The 26,717-nt window shown below is 40.0% G+C and carries 21 protein-coding genes; 9 read left to right on the top strand and 12 right to left on the bottom strand.

Translation table 11 applies throughout. The annotated features are described in order from the left end of the window. Nucleotides 1–143: 143 nt before the first annotated feature. Nucleotides 144–1,418 (top strand): replication-associated recombination protein A, encoded by a 1,275-nt coding sequence (locus tag AACZ88_RS15710; RefSeq protein WP_339712048.1) that lies wholly within the window; start codon nt 144–146, stop codon nt 1,416–1,418. 5 nt (nt 1,419–1,423) lie between these two features. Here AACZ88_RS15710 and AACZ88_RS15715 read toward each other — a convergent pair whose 3' ends face one another. The 7 genes from AACZ88_RS15715 to AACZ88_RS15745 form a co-directional block, all read right to left on the bottom strand. Beyond that, nucleotides 1,424–2,272: a hypothetical protein gene (locus AACZ88_RS15715; RefSeq protein ID WP_339712050.1), complete on the bottom strand. Its 849-nt coding sequence runs from the start codon at nt 2,270–2,272 to the stop codon at nt 1,424–1,426. Nucleotides 2,273–2,470: 198 nt separating this feature from the next. After that, nucleotides 2,471–3,901, bottom strand: coding sequence for a DUF5723 family protein (locus tag AACZ88_RS15720; protein ID WP_339712052.1), 1,431 nt, complete (start codon nt 3,899–3,901; stop codon nt 2,471–2,473). Continuing rightward, nucleotides 3,898–4,446 (bottom strand): hypothetical protein, encoded by a 549-nt coding sequence (locus AACZ88_RS15725; RefSeq protein ID WP_339712054.1) that lies wholly within the window; start codon nt 4,444–4,446, stop codon nt 3,898–3,900. The genes AACZ88_RS15720 and AACZ88_RS15725 overlap by 4 nt, the downstream gene beginning before the upstream one ends. Before the next feature lie 65 nt (nt 4,447–4,511). Then, nucleotides 4,512–5,201 (bottom strand): YjjG family noncanonical pyrimidine nucleotidase, encoded by a 690-nt coding sequence (locus AACZ88_RS15730; protein WP_339712055.1) that lies wholly within the window; start codon nt 5,199–5,201, stop codon nt 4,512–4,514. Further along, the gene (locus AACZ88_RS15735; RefSeq protein ID WP_339712056.1) at nt 5,194–6,489 is read right to left on the bottom strand and encodes a polysaccharide deacetylase family protein; all 1,296 of its coding nucleotides are present in this window, start codon (nt 6,487–6,489) and stop codon (nt 5,194–5,196) included. The genes AACZ88_RS15730 and AACZ88_RS15735 overlap by 8 nt, the downstream gene beginning before the upstream one ends. 95 nt (nt 6,490–6,584) lie before the next feature. Next, the gene (radC, locus tag AACZ88_RS15740) at nt 6,585–7,283 is read right to left on the bottom strand and encodes a DNA repair protein RadC (protein WP_339712058.1); all 699 of its coding nucleotides are present in this window, start codon (nt 7,281–7,283) and stop codon (nt 6,585–6,587) included. Between the two features lie 202 nt (nt 7,284–7,485). Then, a complete protein-coding gene (locus tag AACZ88_RS15745) occupies nt 7,486–8,844 on the bottom strand; it encodes a Mur ligase family protein (protein ID WP_339712060.1) in 1,359 nt (452 codons plus the stop codon). 102 nt (nt 8,845–8,946) lie between these two features. Between AACZ88_RS15745 and AACZ88_RS15750 the strand changes: the two genes are divergently transcribed. From AACZ88_RS15750 to AACZ88_RS15760, 3 genes are all read left to right on the top strand, one after another. Further along, on the top strand, nt 8,947–9,732 hold the full coding sequence (locus tag AACZ88_RS15750; RefSeq protein WP_339712062.1) for an SDR family oxidoreductase: 786 nt from the start codon (nt 8,947–8,949) through the stop codon (nt 9,730–9,732). A 160-nt stretch (nt 9,733–9,892) separates the two neighbouring features. Next, nucleotides 9,893–15,919 carry an MG2 domain-containing protein gene (locus tag AACZ88_RS15755; protein WP_339712063.1) on the top strand — a complete coding sequence of 2,009 codons (6,027 nt, stop codon included), beginning with the start codon at nt 9,893–9,895 and terminating at the stop codon, nt 15,917–15,919. A 76-nt stretch (nt 15,920–15,995) separates the two neighbouring features. Then, nucleotides 15,996–16,370: a DoxX family membrane protein gene (locus AACZ88_RS15760; RefSeq protein WP_339712065.1), complete on the top strand. Its 375-nt coding sequence runs from the start codon at nt 15,996–15,998 to the stop codon at nt 16,368–16,370. A gap of 127 nt (nt 16,371–16,497) precedes the next feature. Here AACZ88_RS15760 and AACZ88_RS15765 read toward each other — a convergent pair whose 3' ends face one another. The 5 genes from AACZ88_RS15765 to AACZ88_RS15785 form a co-directional block, all read right to left on the bottom strand. After that, nucleotides 16,498–16,845, bottom strand: coding sequence for a hypothetical protein (locus AACZ88_RS15765; protein WP_339712066.1), 348 nt, complete (start codon nt 16,843–16,845; stop codon nt 16,498–16,500). Between the two features lie 581 nt (nt 16,846–17,426). Further along, on the bottom strand, nt 17,427–17,948 hold the full coding sequence (locus AACZ88_RS15770) for a DUF4136 domain-containing protein (protein WP_339712068.1): 522 nt from the start codon (nt 17,946–17,948) through the stop codon (nt 17,427–17,429). A 2-nt stretch (nt 17,949–17,950) separates the two neighbouring features. After that, nucleotides 17,951–18,397, bottom strand: a complete 447-nt coding sequence (locus AACZ88_RS15775; RefSeq protein ID WP_339712070.1) for a hypothetical protein — start codon at nt 18,395–18,397, stop codon at nt 17,951–17,953. A gap of 59 nt (nt 18,398–18,456) precedes the next feature. Continuing rightward, entirely contained in the window at nt 18,457–19,467 is a 1,011-nt protein-coding gene (gene obgE, locus AACZ88_RS15780) for a GTPase ObgE (protein ID WP_339712071.1), read from the bottom strand. A gap of 257 nt (nt 19,468–19,724) precedes the next feature. Then, on the bottom strand, nt 19,725–20,840 hold the full coding sequence (locus tag AACZ88_RS15785; protein ID WP_339712073.1) for an adenylate kinase: 1,116 nt from the start codon (nt 20,838–20,840) through the stop codon (nt 19,725–19,727). 124 nt (nt 20,841–20,964) lie between these two features. Here AACZ88_RS15785 and AACZ88_RS15790 point away from each other — a divergent pair, with 124 nt between their 5' ends. From AACZ88_RS15790 to AACZ88_RS15810, 5 genes are all read left to right on the top strand, one after another. Beyond that, on the top strand, nt 20,965–22,119 hold the full coding sequence (locus tag AACZ88_RS15790; RefSeq protein ID WP_339712075.1) for a 5-(carboxyamino)imidazole ribonucleotide synthase: 1,155 nt from the start codon (nt 20,965–20,967) through the stop codon (nt 22,117–22,119). Nucleotides 22,120–22,188: 69 nt separating this feature from the next. Then, nucleotides 22,189–22,680 (top strand): 5-(carboxyamino)imidazole ribonucleotide mutase, encoded by a 492-nt coding sequence (gene purE, locus AACZ88_RS15795; RefSeq protein ID WP_339712077.1) that lies wholly within the window; start codon nt 22,189–22,191, stop codon nt 22,678–22,680. A gap of 114 nt (nt 22,681–22,794) precedes the next feature. Further along, nucleotides 22,795–24,822 carry a M3 family metallopeptidase gene (locus AACZ88_RS15800; RefSeq protein WP_339712079.1) on the top strand — a complete coding sequence of 676 codons (2,028 nt, stop codon included), beginning with the start codon at nt 22,795–22,797 and terminating at the stop codon, nt 24,820–24,822. Nucleotides 24,823–24,980: 158 nt separating this feature from the next. Beyond that, entirely contained in the window at nt 24,981–25,502 is a 522-nt protein-coding gene (locus AACZ88_RS15805; protein WP_339712081.1) for a 5'(3')-deoxyribonucleotidase, read from the top strand. Between the two features lie 571 nt (nt 25,503–26,073). After that, nucleotides 26,074–26,634, top strand: coding sequence for a sigma-70 family RNA polymerase sigma factor (locus AACZ88_RS15810; protein ID WP_339712085.1), 561 nt, complete (start codon nt 26,074–26,076; stop codon nt 26,632–26,634). Nucleotides 26,635–26,717: the final 83 nt, after the last annotated feature.

Genomic DNA, 26,717 nt, shown 5'->3' on the forward strand with positions numbered 1-26,717 from the left:
GCCCCCTTTATTCCCTAAAGAAACTCAAATCAAAGAGTTAACGACAAATCAAATTATTGAACTTAACATTCAAAAAACAAGAACCTCTCCATAAATATAACAACGACAAATCGTCATCTCCTATTTTATCTTAATTTTATCGCATGAATGAACCATTAGCCGAAAGGGTGCGCCCACAAACTTTAGACGATTACATTAGCCAACTCCATTTGGTTGGGGAAAATGGTTCATTGACCCAACAAATTAAGAAAGGCCTTCTACCCTCCCTTATTTTTTGGGGACCACCAGGAACAGGAAAAACCACCCTCGCCAATATTATCGCCCATGAAAGCGGTCGTCCATTTTATACGTTGAGTGCCATCAATAGTGGGGTAAAAGACATTCGGGAAGTCATTGAAAAGGCAAAGCAAAGCGGTGGCCTTTTCACTTCTAAAAACCCGATTTTATTTATTGACGAAATTCATCGCTTTAGCAAATCACAACAAGATTCATTGTTGGCGGCCGTTGAGAAGGGCTGGGTGACGCTAATAGGCGCTACCACTGAAAACCCCAGCTTCGAGGTCATTCCGGCCCTGTTGTCACGTTGTCAGGTATACGTACTTAATCCCTTTGGCAAAAGCGACCTTGAGAATCTACTCCACCGTGCCATGGAGAAGGATACTTTTCTAAAATCTAAGAAAATAACATTAAAAGAAACGGAAGCTTTACTGCGACTTTCAGGGGGAGACGGTAGAAAACTTCTTAATATTTTCGAATTGGTTATAACATCCGAGGCGTCGGATACGATAATTATTACCGATAAAATGGTTATGGGAAAGGTACAAAAGAACACCGTTCTCTATGACAAAACCGGCGAGCAGCACTATGATATTATTTCTGCGTTTATCAAATCGATCCGTGGAAGTGACCCGAACGGAGCTGTCTATTGGCTGGCACGTATGATCGAAGGAGGTGAAGATGTAAAGTTTATAGCCCGGCGAATGCTTATTTCGGCCTCGGAAGATATTGGCTTGGCCAACCCGACAGCACTGGTCATTGCCAACAATGCTTTTCAAGCTGTCACCACAATTGGCTACCCGGAGGCACGTATTATTTTAAGTCAATGCGCCATCTACCTAGCGACTTCCGCCAAAAGCAATGCCAGTTATATGGCGATAGGCAAAGCCCAACAGGTCGTAAAACAAACAGGGGACCTCTCTGTTCCTATGCCCTTGCGCAATGCCCCGACGAAGTTAATGAAAGACCTCGGGTATGGGGCAGATTACAAATACGCCCATGACTTTAAGAATAATTTTGTGAATGCAGAATTTTTACCTGAAGAATTGACGGGTACTTCATTCTACAAACCAGGCAACAATCAGCGGGAAAATGCCATACAGGACTTTTTAAAAAAACGATGGAAGGATAAGTACCAATAGAATTATTAAAATTTAATGTCGAGCTCGTCAGCCTTCAAAACACCATCCTCATAATATTCAAAAATCCATTTTCCGTCTTTTTTTAGCAACACTCCATCAGTACCGTCCTTCTTTCCTAAATAATAGTCTGGCATTGAAGTCTTATAAACTTTCATCAGAATTTTGGGCGTACTATCTACCAATTGATACCCATTGCCCTCTGGTAGTTTTTGCGCATAAAGCGTTCCGGTAGCGGCTGCCACTTTCTTAATATCAGATTGCACGGGCTTGACACTTTTATAGGTTTGTCGTGCCGTTGATGCTTCTTGTTTAATAACAGCCGCATTTTCATTATTTTTTTGAGCGACCACCTCTTTCTTCTCTTCCAATTTTTTTACATCGTTCTTGAAATTAACGGTTATTGGGGCTGATTTTTGCGAATTATCTTTACCGTCATAAACATAGTTAACAGTATTAAATGAATCAAAAGCATCGCGAATGGCATCGCTGTAAGCCGCCTTGAACTCTTTATTCTTACTTTTACCATCTTTGGTAGCGAAGACTTCTTTCTCTGCGCAATCTTTAAGAACCAATTTAGTTTTGGTCGTAAACATAGAAGAACCATCAATTAAATCGACCCAAAGACCCAAGCACCTATTGCTGTTCAACTCATCGGGCAATTCATCCCCATACAAGGCATTAAAACCTTTCTGTTCAAATAAATATTTTACCAACGTACTGGTCTGGTATTGATTCTCCTTCTTAAATTCATTGAATTTTTTGGGAACTATAATATATTTATAATTATTCAATTGGGCACTGACGGTGCCAACAAAACCTCCGATAAGGAGTATCGCAAAAAACATTTTTTTCATATAGGGGTACATTTAAAAGCTGGATTATTATAAACCACGCTAGTATATTAAAAACTAAACATTGAATCAAGAATATATTTGGTAAGATGCAATGTATCAACAAAAAACATCTTTCCGATATACTTATCATTCAAGTATTCAAAAAGCATGCCCTTCTATATAAATTGAAATGAAGGTATCAACGCTGCATTCAAAATATCAATTCTTTCCCCAAGATATGATATTTAATCCTAACTGAAAAGAAGTATACTGGCTAGCCGCCAAATTTTGATAGGCCAGAAGGTTGTCGGCCATAAGATATAAATTTACGGGTCCGGCCTGTATGCTAACACCCAAACCTACGTTTGTAAGAGAGAACTTATCTACCGTGTACGTAGCTTTTGCTGCCATAATGTTACCAAATCGCCGATGATAAAAAGCGCTAAGTGCAGTTTGCGGGCCTCTAGGCCTATTTATCATGTAAATTTGCGCCCCTACTCCGTTTGCATATTTTAAACTACCCTTATTGCTAGACACTGAATAATTACAATCACAGTCTAACCTTGATCGCACCGGCTTACCAAAGTTATACCTTAATGACGCATATAATTTTGTTGGCCTAAAGGCAATATAACTCTCAGAGTTATCTTCAAAGGGCACTAGGGCGTCTACCTCATCAACAAAATCTTGCCAAAAATCCCTGTCGGAATCAGACAGGGCACTGGGCAGAATAATCTCTATTCCCTCTACCGTAGCGCTTCCATTTAAGGTATAACTCTTGACGTCGTTGGCGTGATAAATAAACCCCAGATCTAAAAGGCTGCCCGTTACAACAAGTTGCTCATTTATATTATAGGAAAAACCAAAATCCAGTCCCACCCCCAAATTGCCACCAAAAAAACCGCGCTTAACAATCGTAGAGGCTAAATTCCCCTCATCCTGAGCATTTTCCAAGGCATTGAGTCCCGAAGTTCTAAGTTGCATATCGGCATTCAAGGTACTTGCCAAAAGGTTGTTCTGCCCTTCTGTAGTTACAAAATAGCCCCGGTTACCCGTTGAATTGAAGTCTAAAATACTTGAATATAGCTTGCCCCTTAGCCCTAGAACCAAGCCATCATCCATACGTTTGTTCACGCCAAAATGAAAAACATTCATCATTTCTCCCCGGGTCTTCAAATGACCTAGGTCAAATCTTTTATCCAAATAATCAGCATTACCTTCAAAAGCGAGAATCGCATAATCTTTGAACCAATACCCAATGGCATCCCCTTCGTTATAAATACCAAAGGAATAAAAATTATTGGGATTTCTACCCTGAAACCCACCGGTTAACAATTCTACCTGATAGGTTCCGCTGAGTTCATCCTTGATTTTCATACCACCGATTGCCCGATCCCGCACCTTATCGTTGATATCGAGACCGTCATCTGCAAAAATATCATTCGCCGAAATTCCACTTGACCCTGCTTGGAGTGAAATACCGGAAAGCATTGGAATACCCGCGTACCACTTAAAATCTATTTTTGTACCGGGATTGACCATCAATGATTGTGGAACTTCCCCAAAATCATATAAGAGCTGTTTATTTTGGCTATGGGCATAGCCGCATACCAGTAAAATGGTCGCTAAAAAGGTCTTTTGGAATCTCATTTTAAGGCAACGGTAAATTTACCACTCGATTTTAAGGTGATTTTAGGATCCGACAAATCAGAAGTGCTTGAATCAGCACCAACCGTGGCGCTTACCCGAAAGCTTGAAGTATTTCGTATAATATCTATATTTTCACCACCGGGGCCAAAAGTAATCTCTCGTTGTAAAACTGCGGTCGGGGCTGGCGGCACATAAAAACTTTCTGTATACAGCACATTTTCGGTTTCATCCAAAAACTCCACAAAAATTGGATCAAACTCTCTATTGGTCGTATTCTCCACTTCATAGGTAATTACTCCACTGCGAACCCTTTCGGCAAAAACACTTTCAGAAAAAGCGTCAAAATTAAAATCCCTTGAAAAAAAGGTTGTCGATGACACGGCATCTATAGCACTTTCAGGTGCTTCAATATACAATATACTAGCCTCATAGGTCGGACGTAATCTAAGATCTTCGTATTGATCGAAGTTTTGTTCTTCCATACAAGAACTCAGTAGGAAGACCAATACAAAACTTGCAATTAAATAGGTTCTGAAACTTTTCATCTTAATAATGCGCGATATACACCGATTTCGAATCGAAAATGGAAGGGTGCTACGGTTATATAACTCTATAAAAAGGTTTTTATTTCACGTAAATCGTGAATCACTTGGCAAATTTCGTGCATTGGTTCATTATGTGCGTTAAAATGCATTACATGAAAGCCAACGGCCCTCGCCCCCAATATATCGGCCTCTATATTATCACCTATCATCAAGGCATTTTGAGCTTGCACATTGGCTCGTTCCAAGGCCATTTGAAAAATAAGTGGGTTGGGTTTCTTGACCCCTGCGATTTCAGAGTCGATAACTTGGTCAAAATAGCCATGTATTCTAGACCCCTTCAGTTTTTTCTCTTGAATCTTGTTAAAACCGTTGGTTATAATGTGAAGTTTATAATTGGGGCTCAAATAATCCAATACTTCAATTGTGTAAGGTAACAAATGATCAAATGAGGACAGATGTGTAATATAATCTTCTGATAAGGTATGGATCGTATCATCGTGGATCGTATAAGTCAACTCATCAAAAACTGATTTAAGGCGTTCGTAACGCAGGGCCTCCTTTGTTATTCTCTCCTCCCGATACAATTTCCAAAAAGCTAAATTTTTAGGAACATATACTTGTAGAAAATCCGACAAATCAACATCAATTCCGTTGTCTTTAAAAATCTTTGCAAAAGTAAGGGCCGAATTCTTGTCAAAATCCCAGAGTGTATGGTCTAAATCAAAAAACACATCAGTTACTACATTCTTAAACATGATATTTTGTAATTATTGTTTGATACAAGTCTTTCCAATCCAACTTTGCATCACCCCCCAACAATTCATTTGAAAAGATGAGCACAAAATTGCCGTTCACCTTTCTTATTTCATGATATAAAGTATTTACCTGATCTAAAATGGCCGCTTTACTCTTTGTGTTTATAAATGCATAATCGTGTACAGCGAACGGATGAACCTTGATAGGTTGTTGAATCTCCATAGTTATATCATAAAAATAAAAAGGATTACAGGTACCTGCCCTAAAGCCAACCTCATGTGTGTAACCCATGGTATAATCATCGGTAAACTCAGCATCGACCAAGTTTCTGTACGTTTCAGGAACGTCAACCCGGTTATAGCGTTGTCTAGAGTAGCTTACAGTGCGATTGATTACGGCTTCTAAATTTTTCTTTTCTTTTTTTAATAGCTCAACATCTTGAAAGGAACTATAGGATGCTGACAAAGCCACCAAGCTATAATCGGCAATGTACTTAATCAAAAAACGGAAATTGTTATTATTGGGCGACACGTTCTTGTCATAAGTCGAGTACGAGGCAAATTGAAAAAAAAACATACTCTTTACGCTGAATTTCTTATGCGTTTCTACAAGGTAATCAAAATTATTATAGGGATCTTTACCTACATTGAACCATACCCCGACCCGTTGCGCAACCCTTTTCAGCCTTAGGTTTCCCAAATCAAGAAACAGCCCCGCCAAACTACGACCAAGGCCCCTATAAGCAAAACAGTGTGAGGTAGTAACATCAACAATCGAAGTATATCTATAAGTCTTCGCAGTATATTCGATATCAGGAAATCGCTCAATCAACTTCTTTAACAATTTTAGCATCCAAATATCGACTACCGGTTGTTGTAGAAATTCATTCTGGTATGCCAGACTTTCCTTGGGAGGAAATCGACCATGAATATCTTTCACATGGGGCAAATATTCTTCATAACGACTCAGCAGAAAAAAACTGGCAGCAAAAATATCAAAAGGAATATTACTTCGTTCCCCTGCTGAAAAGAAACAGGGAGTGCCCTCCCAATCGCCCATAACAATTCGAAAGTCATTAATACCCTGTTCAAACAACAAATCATTGCTTCTCACAAAAAATTCGTTCTGCAAGGGTTGCTTGGTATAGGTTATCTTAGGGCCAGTATGCTTTATAAAATCTTCTACCTTAGTACAATACGACACCTCTATACCTAAAATCCGCGTAAACAGTTGCCTCATAATATAGCTAAAACGGGGCGTTATTTTATGGGTATAGATCAGCAACATAATTGTCGAAAATTAAAATTCCAGTTAAAAAAATCAAGAGCTTTCATTTGGTACTTTACCGAAAATTGGTAAGGAATAATTTTCACTACCGTCTATCAGAGCACTCCTTCATCGGCAAAACTAAAATAATCCTTTTGGGTAATGATCAAATGATCAAGAACTTTTATATCCAAAGCTTCAGCACCCAATTTCAACTTTTGGGTAATCTGTTTATCGGCGGCACTTGGTTTTAAAGTGCCAGACGGATGATTATGTGCCAATATCAAAGCAACGGCCCCAAGTTCCAAGGCTTGCTTCATCACAATTCGAACATCGACCAATGTGCCGGTCAAGCCGCCCTTGCTCAGTTGCGACAACTGTAAAACACTATTTGCGTTGTTTAGGTAGACAATCCAGAATTCTTCGTGTGGCAACTCGCCCATTGTTGAATGCAATAATTCAAATGCATCGCGACTGCTACTTATTTTAGTTATTTTCACAGCATCTTCTCCCCTTCTTCGTCTTCCTATTTCAAGTGCTGCTGCTATTGTCACCGCTTTCGCCTCACCAATCCCCTTGAATTGCATCAATTGTTTTATGGAGAGTTTCCCCAACTCATTTAAATTATTATTGACCGAAGCCAGTATGCGCTTTGATAGTTCCACTGCACTTTCGTTTCTACTTCCAGAACCAATGAGAATAGCAATAAGCTCGGCATCCGAAAGCACAGACTTCCCTTTATACACCAACTTTTCCCTGGGCTTATCATCATCTGACCAGTGTTTTATAGAGAAAGATGTTGGTTTTTCTTGCATAGCGTAAATATAGCCAATTGCCTGCAAGTTTGGAATATCGGTTCGAACACCTGAGTTTAACTAAAGGGCTAATAGTTTAGAATTACGCCTTAACAAGAGCCGCAGCGTCAAAAACCCCATAGCTATCTATTGAACGAAACAATCAATACTAAAAGCAGATATTTTTCAAAAAACTAACTTCACGAACATGCCTGAGAAAATGCTATCCCGTAAAATGCTTGGTAAATTCTTCCAGGTTCAGGCCACCATAATTGCCCGAACTCATCAACAGCAGTGTACTGTTATCGAATTTTTGATCAAAAAGAAATTTTTGAAATGAGGCTGCATCGGTAAAAATTTTCAGATCGTCGCGCTCGAAAGCGTCTGAAATCTGCCTGGGAGTCACCTCCTTTAATTTTTTGATTTTAACCGATTCAGGCAAATAGAAGACGACAGCCTGATCTGCGGCGTTCAAAGCCCCTTTATATTCCTTTAAAAATTCTGCATTGAAACTGCTATAGGTATGAAGTTCAAGACAAGCGATCAACCTACGATCCGGGTATTGTTCTTTCACCGCATTGGTGGTAGCTGCGACTTTACTTGGTGAATGGGCAAAATCCTTATAGGCGACCGAATTTCTATTTTCGGCAATTTTCTCTAACCTCTTTGAAGCCCCATTAAATGTAGCGATGGCTTCATAAAAATCGTCTTCATCTACACCCATATTTTGACAAATCCATTTAGCGCCGGCGAGATTGCTCAAATTATGCCTTCCAAAAACCTCAATGGGCATGGCCCCTTCAGGCGTCTCCAGAAACGTTTCACCATTCTCTACAGTGTAAGAAGGAGTTTGATAGGGTAATTTTCTAATGGCATTCACTGAAGCTTCAACAACCTTTTTTACTTCTGAATCTTCTTCGTTATAGGTAATGCTTCCGCCTTTTACGATACTGTCTACAAAAATTTGAAACTGTTCTACATAATTTTCAAAAGTGGGAAAAACGTTAATATGATCCCAGGCAATGCCGCTCAAAAGTGCGATATTAGGTTTATACAAATGAAATTTAGGTCGTCTGTCGATTGGGGAAGACAAGTATTCATCCCCTTCCAAAACAATAAAATCATTTTCTTCGGTCAAATGTACCATACGGTCAAACCCCTCTAACTGGGCACCTACCATATAGTCGACCGGCTTATTGTGATAATTCAATACATGAAGAATCATCGAGGTTATCGTCGTCTTACCATGACTACCCCCGATGACAACCCTGGTTTTATTCTTCGACTGCTCATAGAGAAACTCGGGATAGGAGTAAATTGTCATTCCCAATTCCTTTGCTTTCACCAATTCAAGATTATCCGCCTTGGCATGCATGCCTAATATGATAGCATCTAGGCCCGAATGTATTTTTTCAGGAAACCAACCAAACTCCTCGGGCAACAATCCTTTATCGTCCAACCGCGATTTTGAAGGCTCAAAAATTACATCGTCGCTACCCGTAATAGTATACCCTTTATGGTGAAGTGCGAGGGCCAAGTTGTGCATGGCACTTCCCCCAATGGCAATAAAATGAATTTGCATGGAAAAAAATTATAGTCCAAAGATACAGATTGAAAAGGTGATCGCAAACTGCTTCTTTAATGGGCAGATTATTTTTATCTTGCATAGTCAACATACATAGCTATGAATATATCTTTGAAAAATAAAAAAGCGCTTATTGGCGGAAGTAGTAGTGGTATCGGAAGGGCCATAGCGGAACAATTGGCAGAAAGTGGGGCTACTGTAACCTTAATGGCTCGAAATAAAGATAAATTAAAAGCCATACTATCGAAATTGCCTACAGCAGACGGACAAAAACATCAATATCTTTTGGTTGATTTTAATGATTTCGAAGGATATAAAAAAGTGATTTCCGCCTATTTCGAAAACAATGCAGTCGATATTCTCATTAATAATACCCAGGGGCCCTCAGGTGGCGGAGCATTGGAAAAAGACGTAAATGATTATCAAGATGCGTTTGATTTGCTCTTCAAAACCGTAGTTTTTACCAGTGAACTCGCGCTCAAGCAAATGCAAGTAAATGCATGGGGGCGCATTATAAACGTAGCTTCGATATCTGTCAAAGAACCCTTATCATACTTGGCGTTGTCAAATAGCATTCGGGCGGCTGTAACTACTTGGGCAAAAACATTGGCATCTGATGTGGGCCAATACGGAATTACCGTGAACAATGTTCTCACAGGTTATTTCGATACTGACCGTATAGCCCAACTCAACACCAAAAAAGCGGAGAAAATGGGGGTTACCCCAGAAGAGGTGCTAAAGGAAATGGAAGCAAGAGTACCGGTAGGCCGCATCGGCGACCCCAAAGAATATGGTCATTTAGTTGCATTTTTGGCGTCAGAAAAAGCAGCCTATATCACAGGCACAAACATACCGATCGACGGTGGCTTGCTGAAAAGCATGTAGCAGCTATTTCGCCTAACTTAGAAAACACCTCCCTAACCCAAAGCACTGCTTCCCTCGTTTATTATTGAGCAATAAAGCAATCGGCACCATATTTGTTCCGTAATTTTACGTTATACGACCGGCATCCGAAAAGGACTTCGCCATGGCTTAAATACCCCTGATGATGAAATATATAGCAACACTGTTCACCATAATCCTGTTTTCACAAATGACGCAGTCACAACAACATAGTGAATCATACGAAGACCTTTGGAAAAAGGTGCAAAAGCTCGAAGATCAAGCTCTGAGCAAGTCTGCACTGACACTTGTGCAATCAATTTCGGAAAGGGCCAAAAAAGAAAACAATTCGGCGCAAATAATCAAAGCCCTTTTATATTCTTCAAAATATGCCATGACTTTAGAGGATGATAGTCAATTGAAGATTATTGGTGATTTTAGAGCGGAAATTGAAAATACAGAATTTCCGACCAAAAACATTTTAGAAAGTTATTTGGCTAACTTGTATTGGCAGCATTTTCAACAAAATCGTTATAAATTTTACGCCAGAACAAAAACTACACAGCGAAACAGTACCGATTTCAGAACATGGGACCTTACCACTTTATTCGAGGAAATTAGCATCCATTTCGATAAATCTCTCGAAAACCCCAAAGGGCTTCAAGAATTGGACACCTCCAGTTTTCAAGATATTTTAAACGAACATCCAGGTTCTAAAACCTACCGCCCCACCCTATTCGACCTTTTGGCCCATACGGCTCTCCAATTTTATAAGACCGCCGAAAATACTATTACCCGACCCGCTGAAAAATTTGAAATCGCCTCCACGGAAATATTGTGCGGCGCCTATGAATTTACACAACTAAAAATCAATACTGAAGACAGCACTTCGCTTCAGGCAAAAGCGTTGGCAGTCTACCAACAACTGATACAATCTCATTTCCCTGATGCGCAATTGGATGCGCTTGTCGAGGTCGATACCGAAAGACTAAGATATATTCATGAGAACGCTACATTCGATGATAAAGACCAGCTTTATCTCGATGTTTTGCAGCAGGCGGCACAAAGTCTATCGCACAGTGAAGTCTCAGCGCTTTATAATTATGAAATAGCCTCCTTGTATCGGCAATGGGGAAATAAGTATATCCCCAATGTTAATGAAGAGCACCGATGGAAACAGAAAGAGGCGTTGGAGATTTGCCAAGAAATTATTGCCAAATTCCCTGAAAGTAGGGGTGCCAAAAAATGCAGCGCCCTACGAGCGGAAATAACAAAAGAAAGCCTTCAACTGACTACCGAACGGCACATACCGGTTAATAGACCATCGCGATTATTGGTCGATTACAAGAATCATGATGGGCTGCGACTATCCGTCTATGCCATTTCGCAAAATGAGCTACGGCATCTGAATACACTTTACCCCGAGCCCATGAAATTGGCCTACATCAAAAAATTAAAAAGAATCAAGGAATGGGGTGTCGATTTAAAAAACGAAAAAGATTATCAATCACATAAAACGGAAGTTTCCGTTCCGCTTTTGGCTAATGGGCAATATTTGATTTTGGCAATACCGGAAAGTGGTTCGGATTCCGATTTTGCCTATAGCCCGATACAAGTGACAGATTTGGCGCTCGTCGAAACGCGCACACCGCAATATCATAAATTCCAGGTGATAGATAGAACCAATGGCAGCCCAATACATGGGGCAAAAGTTAAATTCACTTACCGAAAGAACTATAATGGTCCCGAGCTAACCGATACTTTTTCTACTGACGAATTGGGAATGGCAGCAATCTTACTGGATAATGATTATTGGACCAATGTCAAGACCGAGGTTACCTACCAAGGAGACACGGCTTATTTCGGAGATTACTATGTCAATCAGAAACAGGACAACGGTACCCCAAGAACGAATTATACATCCTTTCTTTTCACCGACCGAAGTATCTACCGACCCGGACAACCATTATATTTTAAGGGAATAGCCATCAAAAAAAATAAGGCCGCTTCTTCCGTACTAGAGAACACGACCGTGTCAGTAATTCTATATGACGTAAATCGCCAAGAGGTCGGCAAGCAAGAATTCATCACCAATGAATTCGGGTCTTTTAGCGGGGAATTTCTTCTTCCCTCGGCAGGACTTACAGGAAATTTTTCGATGGAAGTAACCTCAAAAGCAGTTAATCTTCATGGGAATACAGTTTTTTCGGTAGAAGAATACAAGCGACCAAAGTTTGAAACTTCTTTTCAACCAGTGACTGAAACTTATAAGGTAAATGATCGTATATCATTAGATGGAAAAGCTATTGCCTACGCAGGAAGCAATATCACCGATGCCAAAGTAAGCTATAGGGTAAAACGCGTAGTATACTTTCCGAGATGGTATTATTGGGGTCGCCCCCAGCATAACGGGGTTCCCAAAGAAATCGCCCACGGTGAAACTGTTACCGATGCTTCAGGCAATTACAACATAGAGTTCAAAGCCATACCAGATGCCGGCCTAGACCCCAAAACACAGCCTACTTTCACTTATGAAATCACTGCCGATGTAACCGATATCAATGGGGAAACCCATAGCACAAATACCACTGTTCGAGTAGGCTATCATACCCTAACCGCCAATATCGGAGTATCCGACACTTTGAACAAAGACAAAGATAATACCGAACTCACGATTTCGACCACTAATCTTAACGGGCAGTTTGTTCCCGCAAGGGGAACACTGAAAATGTATAAATTAAAAGGGCCTGGTATAGTGCTCCGAAATAGACCTTGGCCTACCCCCGATTATAAAGGTTTTTCAAGGGAAGAATTCAAAACACTTTATCCCCACGATGCCTTTGAAAACGAACATGACCCCACAACTTGGGAAAAGGGAAAATTGGTCTGGGAAGTTCAATTCGACACAAAAAAATCGAAGAAAGTTATACTGAACAACACCAAAAAATGGTCCTCTGGAAATTATTTAATCGAGCTGGAAACCGAAGATAAATTCGGTCAAATAGTAAAAGATGCGGCCCACACAAGATTATTCAGTGGTAAGGACAAAAAATTGGCCGATTATCAATTGTTCCAAATAAAAACGGACCGACCGAAGTACAACATTGGTGACAAGGTCGAAGTTACATTGTTGAGCAGTGCCATAAATCTTACCGTATCGATATTTGTGGAAAAAAACCAAAAAATCGTCGATAGTCGAACCGTTCTTCTGAGCGAGGGCTCCAAGACCTTAAGCATACCAGTAAACCCTGATGATTTAGGTGGGTTTGCCGTCAACTACAGCTTTTCTGCCTTTAATTCCTTTGAGTCGGGCACGGTTCCTATTTTTGTTCCCTACCCTGCTACAGATCTCGAAATAGAGACCGTTACTTTTCGTGATAAACTAGAGCCAGGCACAGAAGAAACATGGACTTTTAAAATAAAAGGACCAAAGGGAGATAAAGTAGCTTCCGAGGTATTGGCGAGTATGTACGATGCCTCACTCGATGCCTTCCGAGAGCATAATTGGAGTTTCGACCCCAATTGCCGTCCCAATTATTATTCATCCATTTACAGCAATGCCAATCAAAGCTACGGAACCAGTTCCTTTCTAACATATTCTAAAACTACAGATACCTATAAATTTCAGGGGTTTGACAGTTTTAATTGGTTCGGGTTCCACTTTGGCTACGGCCGAGAACGGTTATACAATACCATGGCCGTGCGAAAAACTTCTCCTACTATGGGGATGATGGCTCCTGAATCAGAAAGTTTAGATGAAGTCGTAACCATAGGTTATGGCGAGCAGGAAAAAAGCGATGTCGCAGGAGCCACCAACGAAAAAACAGATAAAGCTTCCGGTACCGTTCAGATTCGAAAAAACCTCCAGGAAACCTCCTTTTTCTTTCCACAATTGCATACTGATACCGAGGGAAATACTTCCTTTAGTTTTACCACGCCGGAAGCCTTGACCCGATGGAAACTACAGCTGCTGGCCCATACGAAGACATTACAACACGCCTTAACCACTTTCGAGACCGTTACTCAAAAAGATTTAATGGTCATTCCCAACGTACCACGATTTCTGCGGGAAGGCGATGAAATCGTAATCAGCTCCAAAATTGCCAACCTAACGGATAAAGTACTTTCAGGACAATCAAATTTGCAATTGACCAATGTTGTCACAGGCAAAGATGTTACGGAAGACTTGATTATTCTCGCTCCTTCGGAAGAAATAGCAAAACAACCTTTTACAGTAGACGCTCTAGGCAACACGCAAGTATCGTGGCGATTAAAAATCCCCGAGGGTCTTCAAGGTATTCAGTATACGATTACGGCAAAAACAGGGAGTTTTAGTGATGGGGAACAAAATGTACTACCTGTTTTAACCAATAGAATGCTGGTCACCGAAACCTTACCCATGTGGGTACGTAGCAACCAGACCAAAACTTTTGTGCTTGAAAAATTACAAGAAAATAATTCGACTACACTGAGAAACCATAAACTTACACTTGAAATCACTTCTAACCCCGCGTGGTACGCTGTGCAGGCACTGCCTTATTTAATGGAATATCCGTACGATTGCAATGAACAAATTTTCTCGAGATACTATGCCAACACTTTGGGCAGTCATATAGCCAACAATAACCCGAGAATTCGCGAAGTTTTTGATCAGTGGTCAAATTCGAAAGCCTTACTGAGTAATCTCGAAAAAAATCAGGAATTAAAATCAATACTGATTCAAGAAACCCCATGGCTGCGCGATGCCCAATCGGAAACAGAGCAAAAGAAGCGCATCGCTTTGTTGTTCGACCTCAATAAAATGAGAAGCGAACAAAACGATGCCTTGTATAAACTTAAAGAAAATCAAATGTCATCGGGAGCCTGGGCATGGTTTAACGGCGGACGCGAAAATCGCTTCATAACCCAACATATTATTTCAGGGCTAGGGCATTTAAAACAATTACGTGTGACCGAAACGAATGGTAATGCACAAGAAATAATCGAACAGGCACTACAATTTCTCGACAAAGAATTTGTTGATGAATTCGATCAAATGAAAAAACAAGCCATAAATCTAGAAGCCGACCATTTAAGCCATACACAGTTACATTACCTGTACATGCGCAGTTTTTTCAAAGATATTCCGAAATCAAACGCCGTAATTGACGCAATGGCTTATTACAAAAATCAAGCCCAAAAATATTGGCCCAAGAAAAATCTCTACGCCAAAGGGCTGTTAGCCTTAAGCTTGAATCGTATGGGTGACGATACCACTTCCAAAAAAATCGTACGGTCGCTCAAAGAAAATAGCGTCAGTTCGGAAGAGTTGGGCATGTATTGGAAAGAAAATACCAACTCTTGGTTCTGGCACCAAGCACCAGTTGAGACCCAAGCCTTAATGATCGAAGTGTTTTCAGAACTCACAAATGACAAAACCACCATAAACAATCTCAAAATTTGGTTATTACAACAAAAAAAGACCAACCAATGGAATTCGACTAAAGCCACCACCGATGCCGTTTATGCACTCTTGCTCCAAGGTGGCGATTGGCTTGCGGTTACCAATGCCGTAAATCTCCAAGTGGGTGAAAAAAAAATAGACCCATCCCAATCGGAAGATATAAAAATTGAAGCGGGCTCTGGGTATTTTAAAACCACCTGGAACAGTAATGAGGTACACAATGAAATGGCAAAGATACAACTTGATAAAAAAGGTGAGGGCATCACATGGGGCACCCTATACTGGCAGTATTTTGAAGATTTAGATAAAATCTCTTCCGCAAAAACTCCTTTGCAATTGAAAAAGAAACTATTCCTCAAAAAGAACACCGCTTCTGGCGAGGAAATCTCAGAAATAACCTCTCAATCCACACTAAAAGTAGGTGACCTAATACGTATACGAATAACACTACAAGTCGACCGCTCTATGGAATTTGTTCATATGAAAGACATGCGTTCTGCTGGTACCGAACCTATAAATGTATTATCACAATACAAATGGCAAGATGGTCTGGGTTACTATGAAAGCACCAAAGACGTTAGTACAAATTTCTTTTTTGATTATCTACCGAAAGGTGTATATGTCTTCGAATATGATTTACGCGTGAACAACTCAGGAGATTTCAGCAATGGTATTACCACCATTCAAAGCATGTATGCACCCGAATACAGCAGCCATAGTGAAGGAGTTAGACTACAAATTAAATAAGTATTTTTTAAGAAATTCACAACAATGCATTGTTATTTTTATTAATTTAACATACAACAACTAAAAATACAAAAGCATGAATCCTACATTTTCTTTAGCAATTCGCATCGTTTTTGGTCTTTTTCTTATAACATTTGGTGCCAATAAGTTTTTACACTTTATGCCAGCGGCCCAAATGTCAGAGGCTGCCATGAATTATTTCTCGGCACTCATGAGCACAAACACCCTTAATGTGGTGGCAATAGTCGAAATACTTGCCGGTGTTTCCCTTTTGATAAACAAATTCGGAGCACTAATGATGATCATTTTAATGATTATATCAATAAACGCCATATTGTTTCATGCCTTTTTAGAACCTGGTTCAATTTGGGGTGCTGTAGTTCTGCTTCTTTTTAACATCGTTATGCTTTTTTCTTACAAAGACCGATATACAGATATTTTAAGACCTTGAAAGTTTTCTTACGTAAAAAAAAAGGAGCGGATTCGTTTGAATCCGCTCCTTTTTTTTACCAGTATATTATAGACGATTTACATGATGGTCCTTTAAAAATCAGTTTTTACGCTTGTTTATCGGATATTTAAAAACCCAAAACATCGAACAAATAAATCCCTAATAAATAACCGATTCCCAAACCGATAAACACAAGAAGATAAAGAAGCCCTCTCGAATTTTGTGTGGTAAAATTCACCAAAGTCAAAGGTGTGCCATTTTTGCATACTTCAAAATACCTCCCCTGTGGCTCTGTAATACTCAACTTCGGTCGAATTGTATATTCGTTATTTTTTATCTTGAATTGATGGTGCTTGCCGAAAACAGATTTCTTTTTAGATATCTCATTACCATTAAGCAAAATCCGCTCTTTCCCGAAAGAGCTATTATAAACTTCTATTTTGTGGTTTTCAATATAGTATTCAGCGCATTTCATATTTCAATACAAGGGTGTCAAAATTTAAAAAATTAGCTCTTTAGGGGTCACAAAAACATCATTCAAAATTTGAATGAAAAAAAATACTGAAACTATTTATAAAACAGTCTCCGTTAATCTAGGGGATTCCAAATAAGAGATTTTCCCATTTGGGAGACGCAAAATAGAAAATTAAAAAAGAATTGCAAACGAAAGTTTTCAACAAAAGAAATATTCTTACAAACATCGTTGGTTTATAATGTTAATATCGAATTTAAGCCTAAAACTATTCTGATCCAAATCTTAAATTCACTGTCACTCCACTAATAACACCAAAAAAAACAATGTTCTGAAAATTAAATGGTTAATATAATATTTCAATGTAATTACCCGATATTCCCGGCACTCATTCGGCTATCAAGAAAAACCGGAGCAACGTATATTTAATGCGAAGATTTGTTAATAATATATATTCCTTAAAAAATAACGCATAACAATCCTATACCGAGTTCAACAATAATCCATAAAAGTCGTAATGATAGAAAAAAATAAGGCTTACGAACAAGCCCGAAAACAGGAAAAATCACACCCACCCTCCTTAACTATTTGGGTGGATATTTCACCAGAACCTTTTCGACAATTTGTCGAAGGTTTTCCTCTCGAATATCCGGAGAAGCATTTTCTTTAAAACTACTCTCACTAATAGCCTGCCAGAAAAGCATATCTTTCTGACTATCTACAAAATCGAATCGTATTTCTCGAAACACATCAGGCCGTCCAACGGGAATTCCTACCGAAACACCACCTCCCACACCACGACCAGTACCCCCAACACCTACCCCAACCGTATTCTTTTTTGGTGTCTGAAAAGTGGTACTTTGAATATTTACAAAAAAATCTGGCTCAGTAGAAAATCGCAAACCTTTAGATTTTAAGGCTTCATCAAAGACACGTATTAGCCGTTTCGCATCCAACTCACTGAGGCCCGTATCCATATCGCCATAATAGCTATAGGTAGTATAGCTCGCAAAGTCAGCATCTTTTTCATAATCATAGTTGACACGAATGGCGTTGCAAGAGGATACGACCACAAACAGTACCAGCAAAAATGTGTTATATTTCATTTTCATAGACTAATTACTTCCGTAAAATCTCTTTTTGGATCTCCATTTTCATGGAACTCAGTTATCATTTTTTCAATAGTACATTGCTCTAAATCAAAAAATGATTCGACAGACTTGGTCTCCTGCAAACATTCGAGCAGGATAGAGTCAACCTTCATGGTACTATAGCGCTTTATCAACCAGAGTGAATGAGAAGATTGTTTTAAATCAAATACTACGTCGTACCGAACACCATCAACTTCACGACTTTCCAAAGCAACGACAGTATCTAAATAAATTTCTTTCAGACCCTTTATCTCATCAACATAATTGACGGTTTTCGGAAGGTTGGAAAGCACACAATATTCTTCAGTCGCCGTCACCATATCTTTGACCTTCACCTCTCTGACAAGCGCTTGTTTTGACTGACATGCACCAAAAACCAATAATACGAAGAGCAACATTCTCATTCTCCAAGCCTTAAAGTGATTTGAAATTACAAAAAAAGATAACTCAAGAAAAAAGAAGTCTAATCCGGGGAATCATTGAGCATCACCCAAAGTCTATCTTTTAACTCTTGAATACCCTGTTGTGCCACCGAAGAAATAAACATATAGGGCACCGAGGCTAAATCTTTATCAAGTTCGACCCGCATCTCATCCATCAGCTCTTCATCGAGCATGTCTGATTTTGAAATGGCCACCAATCGATTTTTATCCAACAATTCGGGATTATATCGACGTAGCTCATCCAACAAAATCTCATATTCTTTCGAAATATCATTACTATCGGCGGGAATTAAGAACAGTAATGTTGCATTGCGTTCGATATGTCTCAGGAAATAGTGCCCCAAACCTTTACCCTCTGCCGCACCTTCAATGATACCCGGAATATCCGCCATCACAAAACTCTGAAAATCGCGGTACTCCACAATTCCCAAATTGGGCTTTAATGTAGTGAACTCGTAATCGGCTATTTTTGGCTTTGCCGAGGTGATAACCGAAAGCAACGTTGATTTACCGGCATTAGGAAAACCTACCAATCCTACATCGGCCAAAACCTTAAGTTCTAGAACAACCTCTCTTTCTTGTCCTGAAACCCCTGGTTGCGCATATCGAGGCGTTTGATTGGTAGCCGTTCTAAAATGCCAGTTACCACGACCGCCCATGCCGCCTTCCATCACCATTTTTTCCTCACCATCTTCGGTAACCTCAAGTATAACTTCATTAGTTTCAAAATCTCGGACAACGGTGCCTAATGGCACATCTATAAAGATATCTTCACCATCACCGCCCGAACTTCGATTCTTACTGCCGTGTTCTCCATGACCGGCTTTGAAATGCTTCTTGAACTTAAAATGAACGAGTGTCCATAAGTTTTTATTTCCTCGAAAAATAATATGCCCCCCACGGCCACCATCGCCACCATCAGGACCACCTTTTGTTATATATTTTTCACGATGTAAGTGTGTTGATCCTTTACCTCCGTTACCGGAAGAAAGATATACCTTTACATAATCTACAAAATTGCCTTCAGTCATGTTGTCTCTTAGAAAATTAAGCACTTAAGATTGCAAAAGTACACAATTCAAACGACCAAGGACGGAATAAAAATGGAGATTCAGCAAAGCCAAAGCAGTACATTTCGAGGCTATAAACCGCGTACCAAAAATCATCAAGACCAACAACATGGTCAGTAGCGAAACCATCGTTATGGCTCTATTAAGATCTCAGGAGAAACAGAACAGCACAAAGGCTATCTAAATTCGCAGCTCACCTATATAGTACGCTATGAGGTTTACGCTTCTTGTAGCTGATTGATAACAGCATGTAGGCGCTCGGTAATTTCCTCAATTTCTCCAATACCATTAACAACATGAAACTTTCCCTGAGCCTCGTAGTAATCACGTAAAGGAGCCGTCTTTTGGCTATACTCATCAAATCGGTTTCGTATTTTTGCCTCATCAACATCATCACTACGACCGCTGGTTTTGCCCCGCTCCAAAAGGCGCTGAATCAAAACTTCGTCGTTGGCCTCTAAAGCTATAGTTGCATCGATCTGCATATCTTTTGATTCCAACAAATTATCCAAGGCTTCGGCTTGTGCAGCTGTTCTAGGAAATCCATCAAAAATAAAGCCACTGGCATCAGGGTTCTTTTCAACCTCATCACGAAGCATCTTTATAGTAACTTCGTCTGGCACCAAATCACCTTTATCGATATACGATTTGGCCAACTTCCCAAGTTCGGTTCCGTTTTTAATGTTATAACGGAACACATCCCCTGTGGAAATATGCTTTAGATTATACTTTTCCTTTAAAAATTCGGCTTGGGTACCTTTTCCAGCACCTGGCTTTCCGAACAGCACAAGATTGATCATATGCGATTGGTTTAATTGGTAAATAGCACGAAGGTTACGCCCCAGTTCGTTGTAGTCGAGTCCGTAACCTACTATAAATTTATCGGGTATCTCCATACCAAAGTAGTCTATGGTATATTCCCCATTGTATATTGCTGATTTGTAAAAAAGCGTGGCGACCTTGAATTCCTTGATATTCTTATGTGAAAAAAGATGCACCAGTTCTTGAAGTGTTCTGCCCGTATCGATAACATCCTCCAGAATAATAAGGCTTCTCCCCTCAATATCCTCTGAAACATCAAGTAAAGTTTCGACAATACCCGTTGAGGTCAAGCCCTGATACGAGCTCAATTTTATAAACGACACCTCACACGGATGTTGATAATGTTTTAGAAAATCAGAAACAAAGGCAAAGGCCCCATTAAGCACTCCCACAAAAATTGGGACTTGGTCTTTATAGTCAGCGGCAATTTCATCGGCGATTTTTTTAACCGCCGTTGCAATCTGCGCTTCGCTCAAATAGGGTTCAAAATACTTGTCGTGTAATTTTATCAATGGTAAAATTTTAACGGGATGCCAAATATAACATTTTGATTTCTCTTTTTTGCGCCTACGGGACTCGTTTTAAGAATTCGGTGTATTTTTGTGCGTGTACCACAGTTGGACTTAAAAAAATACAATGTCATATTTTTCTTCCGATTTTAAGCTAGGAATCTTAGGCGGCGGGCAGCTAGGAAAAATGCTTTTGCAAGAAACCCGGAAATGGGATATTCAAACCAAAGTAATGGACGCCTCAGACGAAGCCCCTTGCAAAATAGCTTGTAACACCTTTGTAATAGGAGATTTACTCGATTTCGATGCGGTATACAACTTTGCCAAGGATGTCGACGTTCTCACTATCGAGATTGAAAATGTAAATTTAGATGCACTGGAAAAACTTGAAGACGAAGGTAAAAAAGTATACCCTCCGACCAGAGCCTTACGTATAATACAGAATAAAGCGAAGCAAAAACTTTTTTATGTCGACAATGGCATACCTACGGCCGACTTCCATCGTTTTGCTTATAAAAGTGAAATCGAAGACACCATTGCCAATGGTGGGCTACGTTTCCCCTTTATCTGGAAAGCTGCCCGATTCGGCTATGACGGGCAGGGCGTTAAAGTGGTTAGAAAACTGGAAGACCTTGAAGGCCTCCCAACTGATGAATGTATCGCCGAGGATATGATTCCGTTCAAGAACGAACTAGCGGTAATCGTATCGCGGAGCGTGAGCGGTGAAATAAAAACCTATCCTGTAGTCGAAATGGAATTTCACCCTGAGGCCAATCAAGTCGAATATGTTATTTGTCCGGCCCGTATTGAAGCGCATGTCGCGCAAAAAGCCCAAGAAATAGCCTTGAAAGTATCCGAAAAAATTCAACATGTAGGCCTATTGGCGGTAGAAATGTTTCAGACTCAAGACGATAAAATTTTAGTGAACGAAGTAGCTCCCAGACCACATAATAGCGGCCATTATAGTATCGAAGCGAGTTACACCAATCAATTTGAACAACATTTGCGCGCCATTTTAGACTTGCCCTTGGGCAGCACGGACAGCAAAGTCGCTGGAATTATGGTGAACTTAGTAGGTGCCGAAGGATATACCGGAGAGGTAGTTTATGAACATATGGAAGACATCTTGAAACTCGAAGGGGTCACCCCACATCTATACGGGAAAAGACAGACCCGTCCTTTTCGTAAAATGGGCCATGTGACCATAGTAGATCAAGACATTGTAAAAGCCCGGGAAATTGCACAAACGGTAAAAGAAACAATTAAAGTAATTAGTAAGTAAACCAGAAAAGCCAATGTTAAATACAAAAAGTATGAGCATTGGATTTCAGTGGTCAAAATTTAGAAGTTTATGAACAAAGTAGCCATAGTAATGGGCAGCACCAGTGATCTTCCTGTAATGCAAGAAGCCGTTGACATCTTAAAGGAATTCAATATTGCCGTTGACGTCGACATCGTTTCCGCACACCGTACTCCTGAAAAGCTTTTCGATTTCAGTAAAAATGCCCATAAAAATGGCTATGCTGTAATCATTGCCGGTGCTGGGGGGGCGGCCCATCTGCCCGGGATGGTCGCGTCAATGTCTCCACTTCCCGTTATTGGAGTTCCTGTAAAAAGCAGCAACTCTATCGATGGGTGGGACTCTATTCTTTCAATTCTTCAGATGCCAGGAGGCGTTCCCGTAGCTACTGTTGCCCTGAACGGGGCAAAAAATGCAGGAATCTTAGCGGCCCAAATTATTGGCAGTTCCGATAATGAGGTATTAAAAGCAATCATCTCCTATAAAGAAAGCTTGAAAGAAAAAGTTATTCAAGGAGCAAAGTCACTAAATAGTGAGCAGTGAGCAGTGAGCAAATTAAAACGATTCAACAGTAACTCTTGCCGAACCGAGAAATAGCATTTATTAAAATCGTGTGATTCTTATAGGTTACTAACGGCAATTAATTCACAAAAATATATGAACCCCTTATTGACCCCTTTCGATACCGCCCCCTTCTCAAAAATAAAAAATGAAGATTTTAAACCTGCTTTTTTGGCTGCCATAGCAGATACTAGAAAAGAAATAGCTATTATTACAGAAAATTCAGAACCCCCCACTTTTGAGAATACCATCGAAGCCCTTGATTTCTCGGGGCAACAGTTAGACCGCATTTCAAGTGTGTTCTTCAATCTAAATTCGGCTGAAACCAACGAGGAAATACAAAGAATTGCCCAAGAGGTTTCTCCATTACTTTCTGAATTCAGTAATGACATTACCCTTAATGAAGACTTATTCAATAGGGTTAAAGCCGTTCACGAACAACAAAATACACTAAAGTTAACTACAGAACAAAAGACCTTACTTGATAAAAAATATAAAAGTTTTAGTAGAAACGGTGCGAATCTAACGGCAGACAAAAAGAAACGCTTACGTGAAATAGACGCCGAACTTTCAAAATTAAAACTGAAATTCGGCGAAAACATTTTGGCCGAGACCAACAAATTTGAAATGCACCTTACCGATGAAAAAGATTTGGAAGGGTTGCCGGAAGGAGAAAAGGAAGCGGCCGCTCAATTGGCCAAATCAAAGGGTAAAGAGGGCTGGTTGATAACGTTGGACTACCCAAGCTATATACCTTTTATGAAATATGCCAAAAACCGTGCATTGCGAAAAGACCTCTCTATGGCTTTCGGAAGCAAAGGTTTTCATAACGATGCTTTGGACAATCAGGCAAACGTTCTAAAAATAGCCAACCTTCGACACGAAAGGGCCAATCTTTTAGGGTATAAGACCCATGCCCATTTTGTCTTGGAGGAGCGCATGGCCGAAACTCCAGAAAAGGTCCATGCCTTTTTAAGCGAACTTTTAGAAAAAGCAAAACCGGCGGCCGAGAAGGAATTCAAACAATTAGAAGATTTCGCCAAGAAATTAGATGCCATAGACTGCCTGGAAAAATGGGACGGCGCATATTACTCTGAAAAGCTGAAGCAGAAATTATTCGATCTTGACGACGAAAAACTGAAGCCCTATTTCAAATTGGAAAATGTTATTGACGGAGTGTTCAAAGTAGCCGAGAAACTTTATGGCCTCCAATTTGAAGAAGTTTTTGACGTTGACACCTATCACAAAGATGTAAAAACGTACCGTATTTATGATGAGGACAAAAATCTAGTTTCGTTATTCTATGCCGATTTCCACCCTAGGGCCGGGAAACGCGGTGGCGCCTGGATGACTTCCTATAAATCACAATATGTGCGCAACGGCGAAAATGTACGCCCACATATTTCAAACGTCTGTAATTTCACAAAACCCACTGAAAGCAAACCGTCGTTACTGACCTTCAATGAAGTAACCACTTTATTTCATGAATTTGGGCACGGACTTCACGGCATGTTGGCCGATACCATATACCCAGGTCTATCAGGAACTTCTGTCTATTGGGATTTTGTCGAACTTCCGAGTCAAGTATTAGAGAACTGGTGCTATGAAAAAGAAGCCTTGGAACTCTTTGCGACCCACTACGAAACGGGCGATTTAATTCCGATGGATCTGGTTCAAAAAATAAAAGAATCTGCGACATTTCAAGAGGGTATGCAAACCTTGCGACAATTAAGCTTTGGCCTATTGGATATGGCATGGCATGGTACCGACCCTACATCTATCACAGATGTAAAGGCATATGAAGAAAAAGCTTTTGAGGGCACCAACCTATACCCTCAGACCAAGAAAACCTGTATGAGCACAGCCTTTTCCCATATTTTCCAAGGAGGGTATGCGTCTGGTTATTACAGTTACAAATGGGCAGAAGTTTTAGATGCCGATGCCTTTGCCTATTTCAAGGAACAAGGGATTTTCAATCGTGAGGTCGCCACAAAATTCAAGGATAACGTGCTCTCAAAAGGAGGTACCGAAAACCCAATGGAACTATACAAACGCTTCAGGGGTGCCGAGCCTAAAATAGAGCCTCTTCTAGAGCGTGCAGGACTCATCAATAGAGTGGTATAAAATAAAAACCCACAACAAACTTGTCAAATGCAAAAAATCTGACACGTTTGTTGTTGTACACATTTTTATGGCCTTAACTATTTACTAAATCTTTAATTCTTCAAAATGCATTTCATACGTAGTTTCTTTTTTACGTACTTCGCAGAAAATCGATATTTATGACTTTATTCGTTGACATGGACGAAGTGATGGCCGATACTTACGGCGCTCACATTGAAATTTACAATCGGGATTATCAAGAATGCCTGACACCGGATCTCTGTATGGGGAGTGAAGTATGGCAGAAAGTTCCGGTCGATCGTCAAGATAGTGTTCGACAACACGCGACCAATGTCGGTTTTTTTCGCAACCTTAAACCAATAGCCGACAGTATAGAGGTCTTAGAGGCGCTTTCCAAAAAATATGAATTGTTCATCGCATCTGCAGCGATGCAATTTCCCAATTCCTTAATAGAAAAATCGGAGTGGCTTGATGAACACTTCCCTTTTGTGCCATGGCAAAACCGCATCCTTTGTGGTCATAAGCATATTCTAAAAGGTGATATTTTAATCGACGACAGAAGTTATAATCTAGAAAGCTTTGAAGGAAGGTCACTCTTGTTCACTTCCCCCCATAACATAAACTCAAATGGTTTCGAACGCGTAAACAATTGGCAAGAAGTCGCGCGAAAATTACTCTAGGTGCTGGTTAACACATAATCCCGATGCTTGGCGGGGCATCATAACCCCAAACAAATCGACTACCTCCGCGAAGCCTAAAGAATCTAAAAACAGGCACCGCCTTGGCACTTCGACCTACCCTATTACGGTACTCATAAACGGTCTTTTGCTTATCTAACATCGCCCTGCTTTCTAGAATAGATATCGAACTGGGTGATACTTATCGCATTTTTCAAATCCTCTGCCGTAAATTCTTTCGGGATACCAACACTCAGCAAGATCCCGTTATTTAAATCCATTCGTGAGAATTCTGTGATAGGTTTTGACTTACTTTGTGACTGGCAAGAACTTATCTATAAAACCAAGGTAAGAATGTAAACGGATTTTGTAGTGTTTTCTTTGCTCTCAAAACAAACATTTATCAAGACATTAAAAAATAACAATAACACCATCGTTGGAATTCAATTATTTCAATATTAGTATATTAACTATAGTATAAGACAATCAACATTTACTGACAGTCACTTTTTGGGAGCATTCAAATCGAAGTTTAATTAAAATTCACCTACTTTTGATAACATCAAAAACTAGTATGACAGCGCATCAGCTAAAACCGGATACTTGGGTAGATTTGTACGCAGACTACCTTTTCAATTATGCCATAGCAAGAGTCAACGATGTAGAAATCGCTAAAGACTTGGTGCAAGAAACTTTTTTTGCCGGATTGAAATCTGCCAAAAATTACAAAGGGGATGCCGCCGAACGCACTTGGCTCATCGCCATTTTAAAGCGTAAGGTTATAGATTACTACCGGAAAATAAATTCAAAAAAAGGCAAGGCCGAAGTACGAATGGGTTACAGTAACCATACTGATGCAGAAGGTGATTGGCTCGAAGAGCAGGTATCAGACCCTTTCAGCACTTTTGAAAACAACGCTATTGAAAACGAAGAATTAGGCGAAGCCATACACGATTGTATATCAAAATTACCCAAGAAGCAATCGTTAGTTTTTACAATGAAAACTGTTCAAGGTATGAGCACCGAAGATATTTGTAATGAACTTAGCATTAACCCGTCTAATCTTTGGGTGATGATCCACAGGGCAAGGGCTGCCTTGATGGGGTGCCTTAATCAAAATTGGTTTAAACTATGATTTCTTGTGAAAAAGCCGCAATGATTTGCGATAAGATGCAGTACAAAGAGGCCAGCCTTAAAGAAAAAATTCAGTTAAAGTTT

The sequence above is a fragment of the uncultured Kriegella sp. genome, from assembly GCF_963975415.1.
Lineage (GTDB): Bacteria > Bacteroidota > Bacteroidia > Flavobacteriales > Flavobacteriaceae > Kriegella.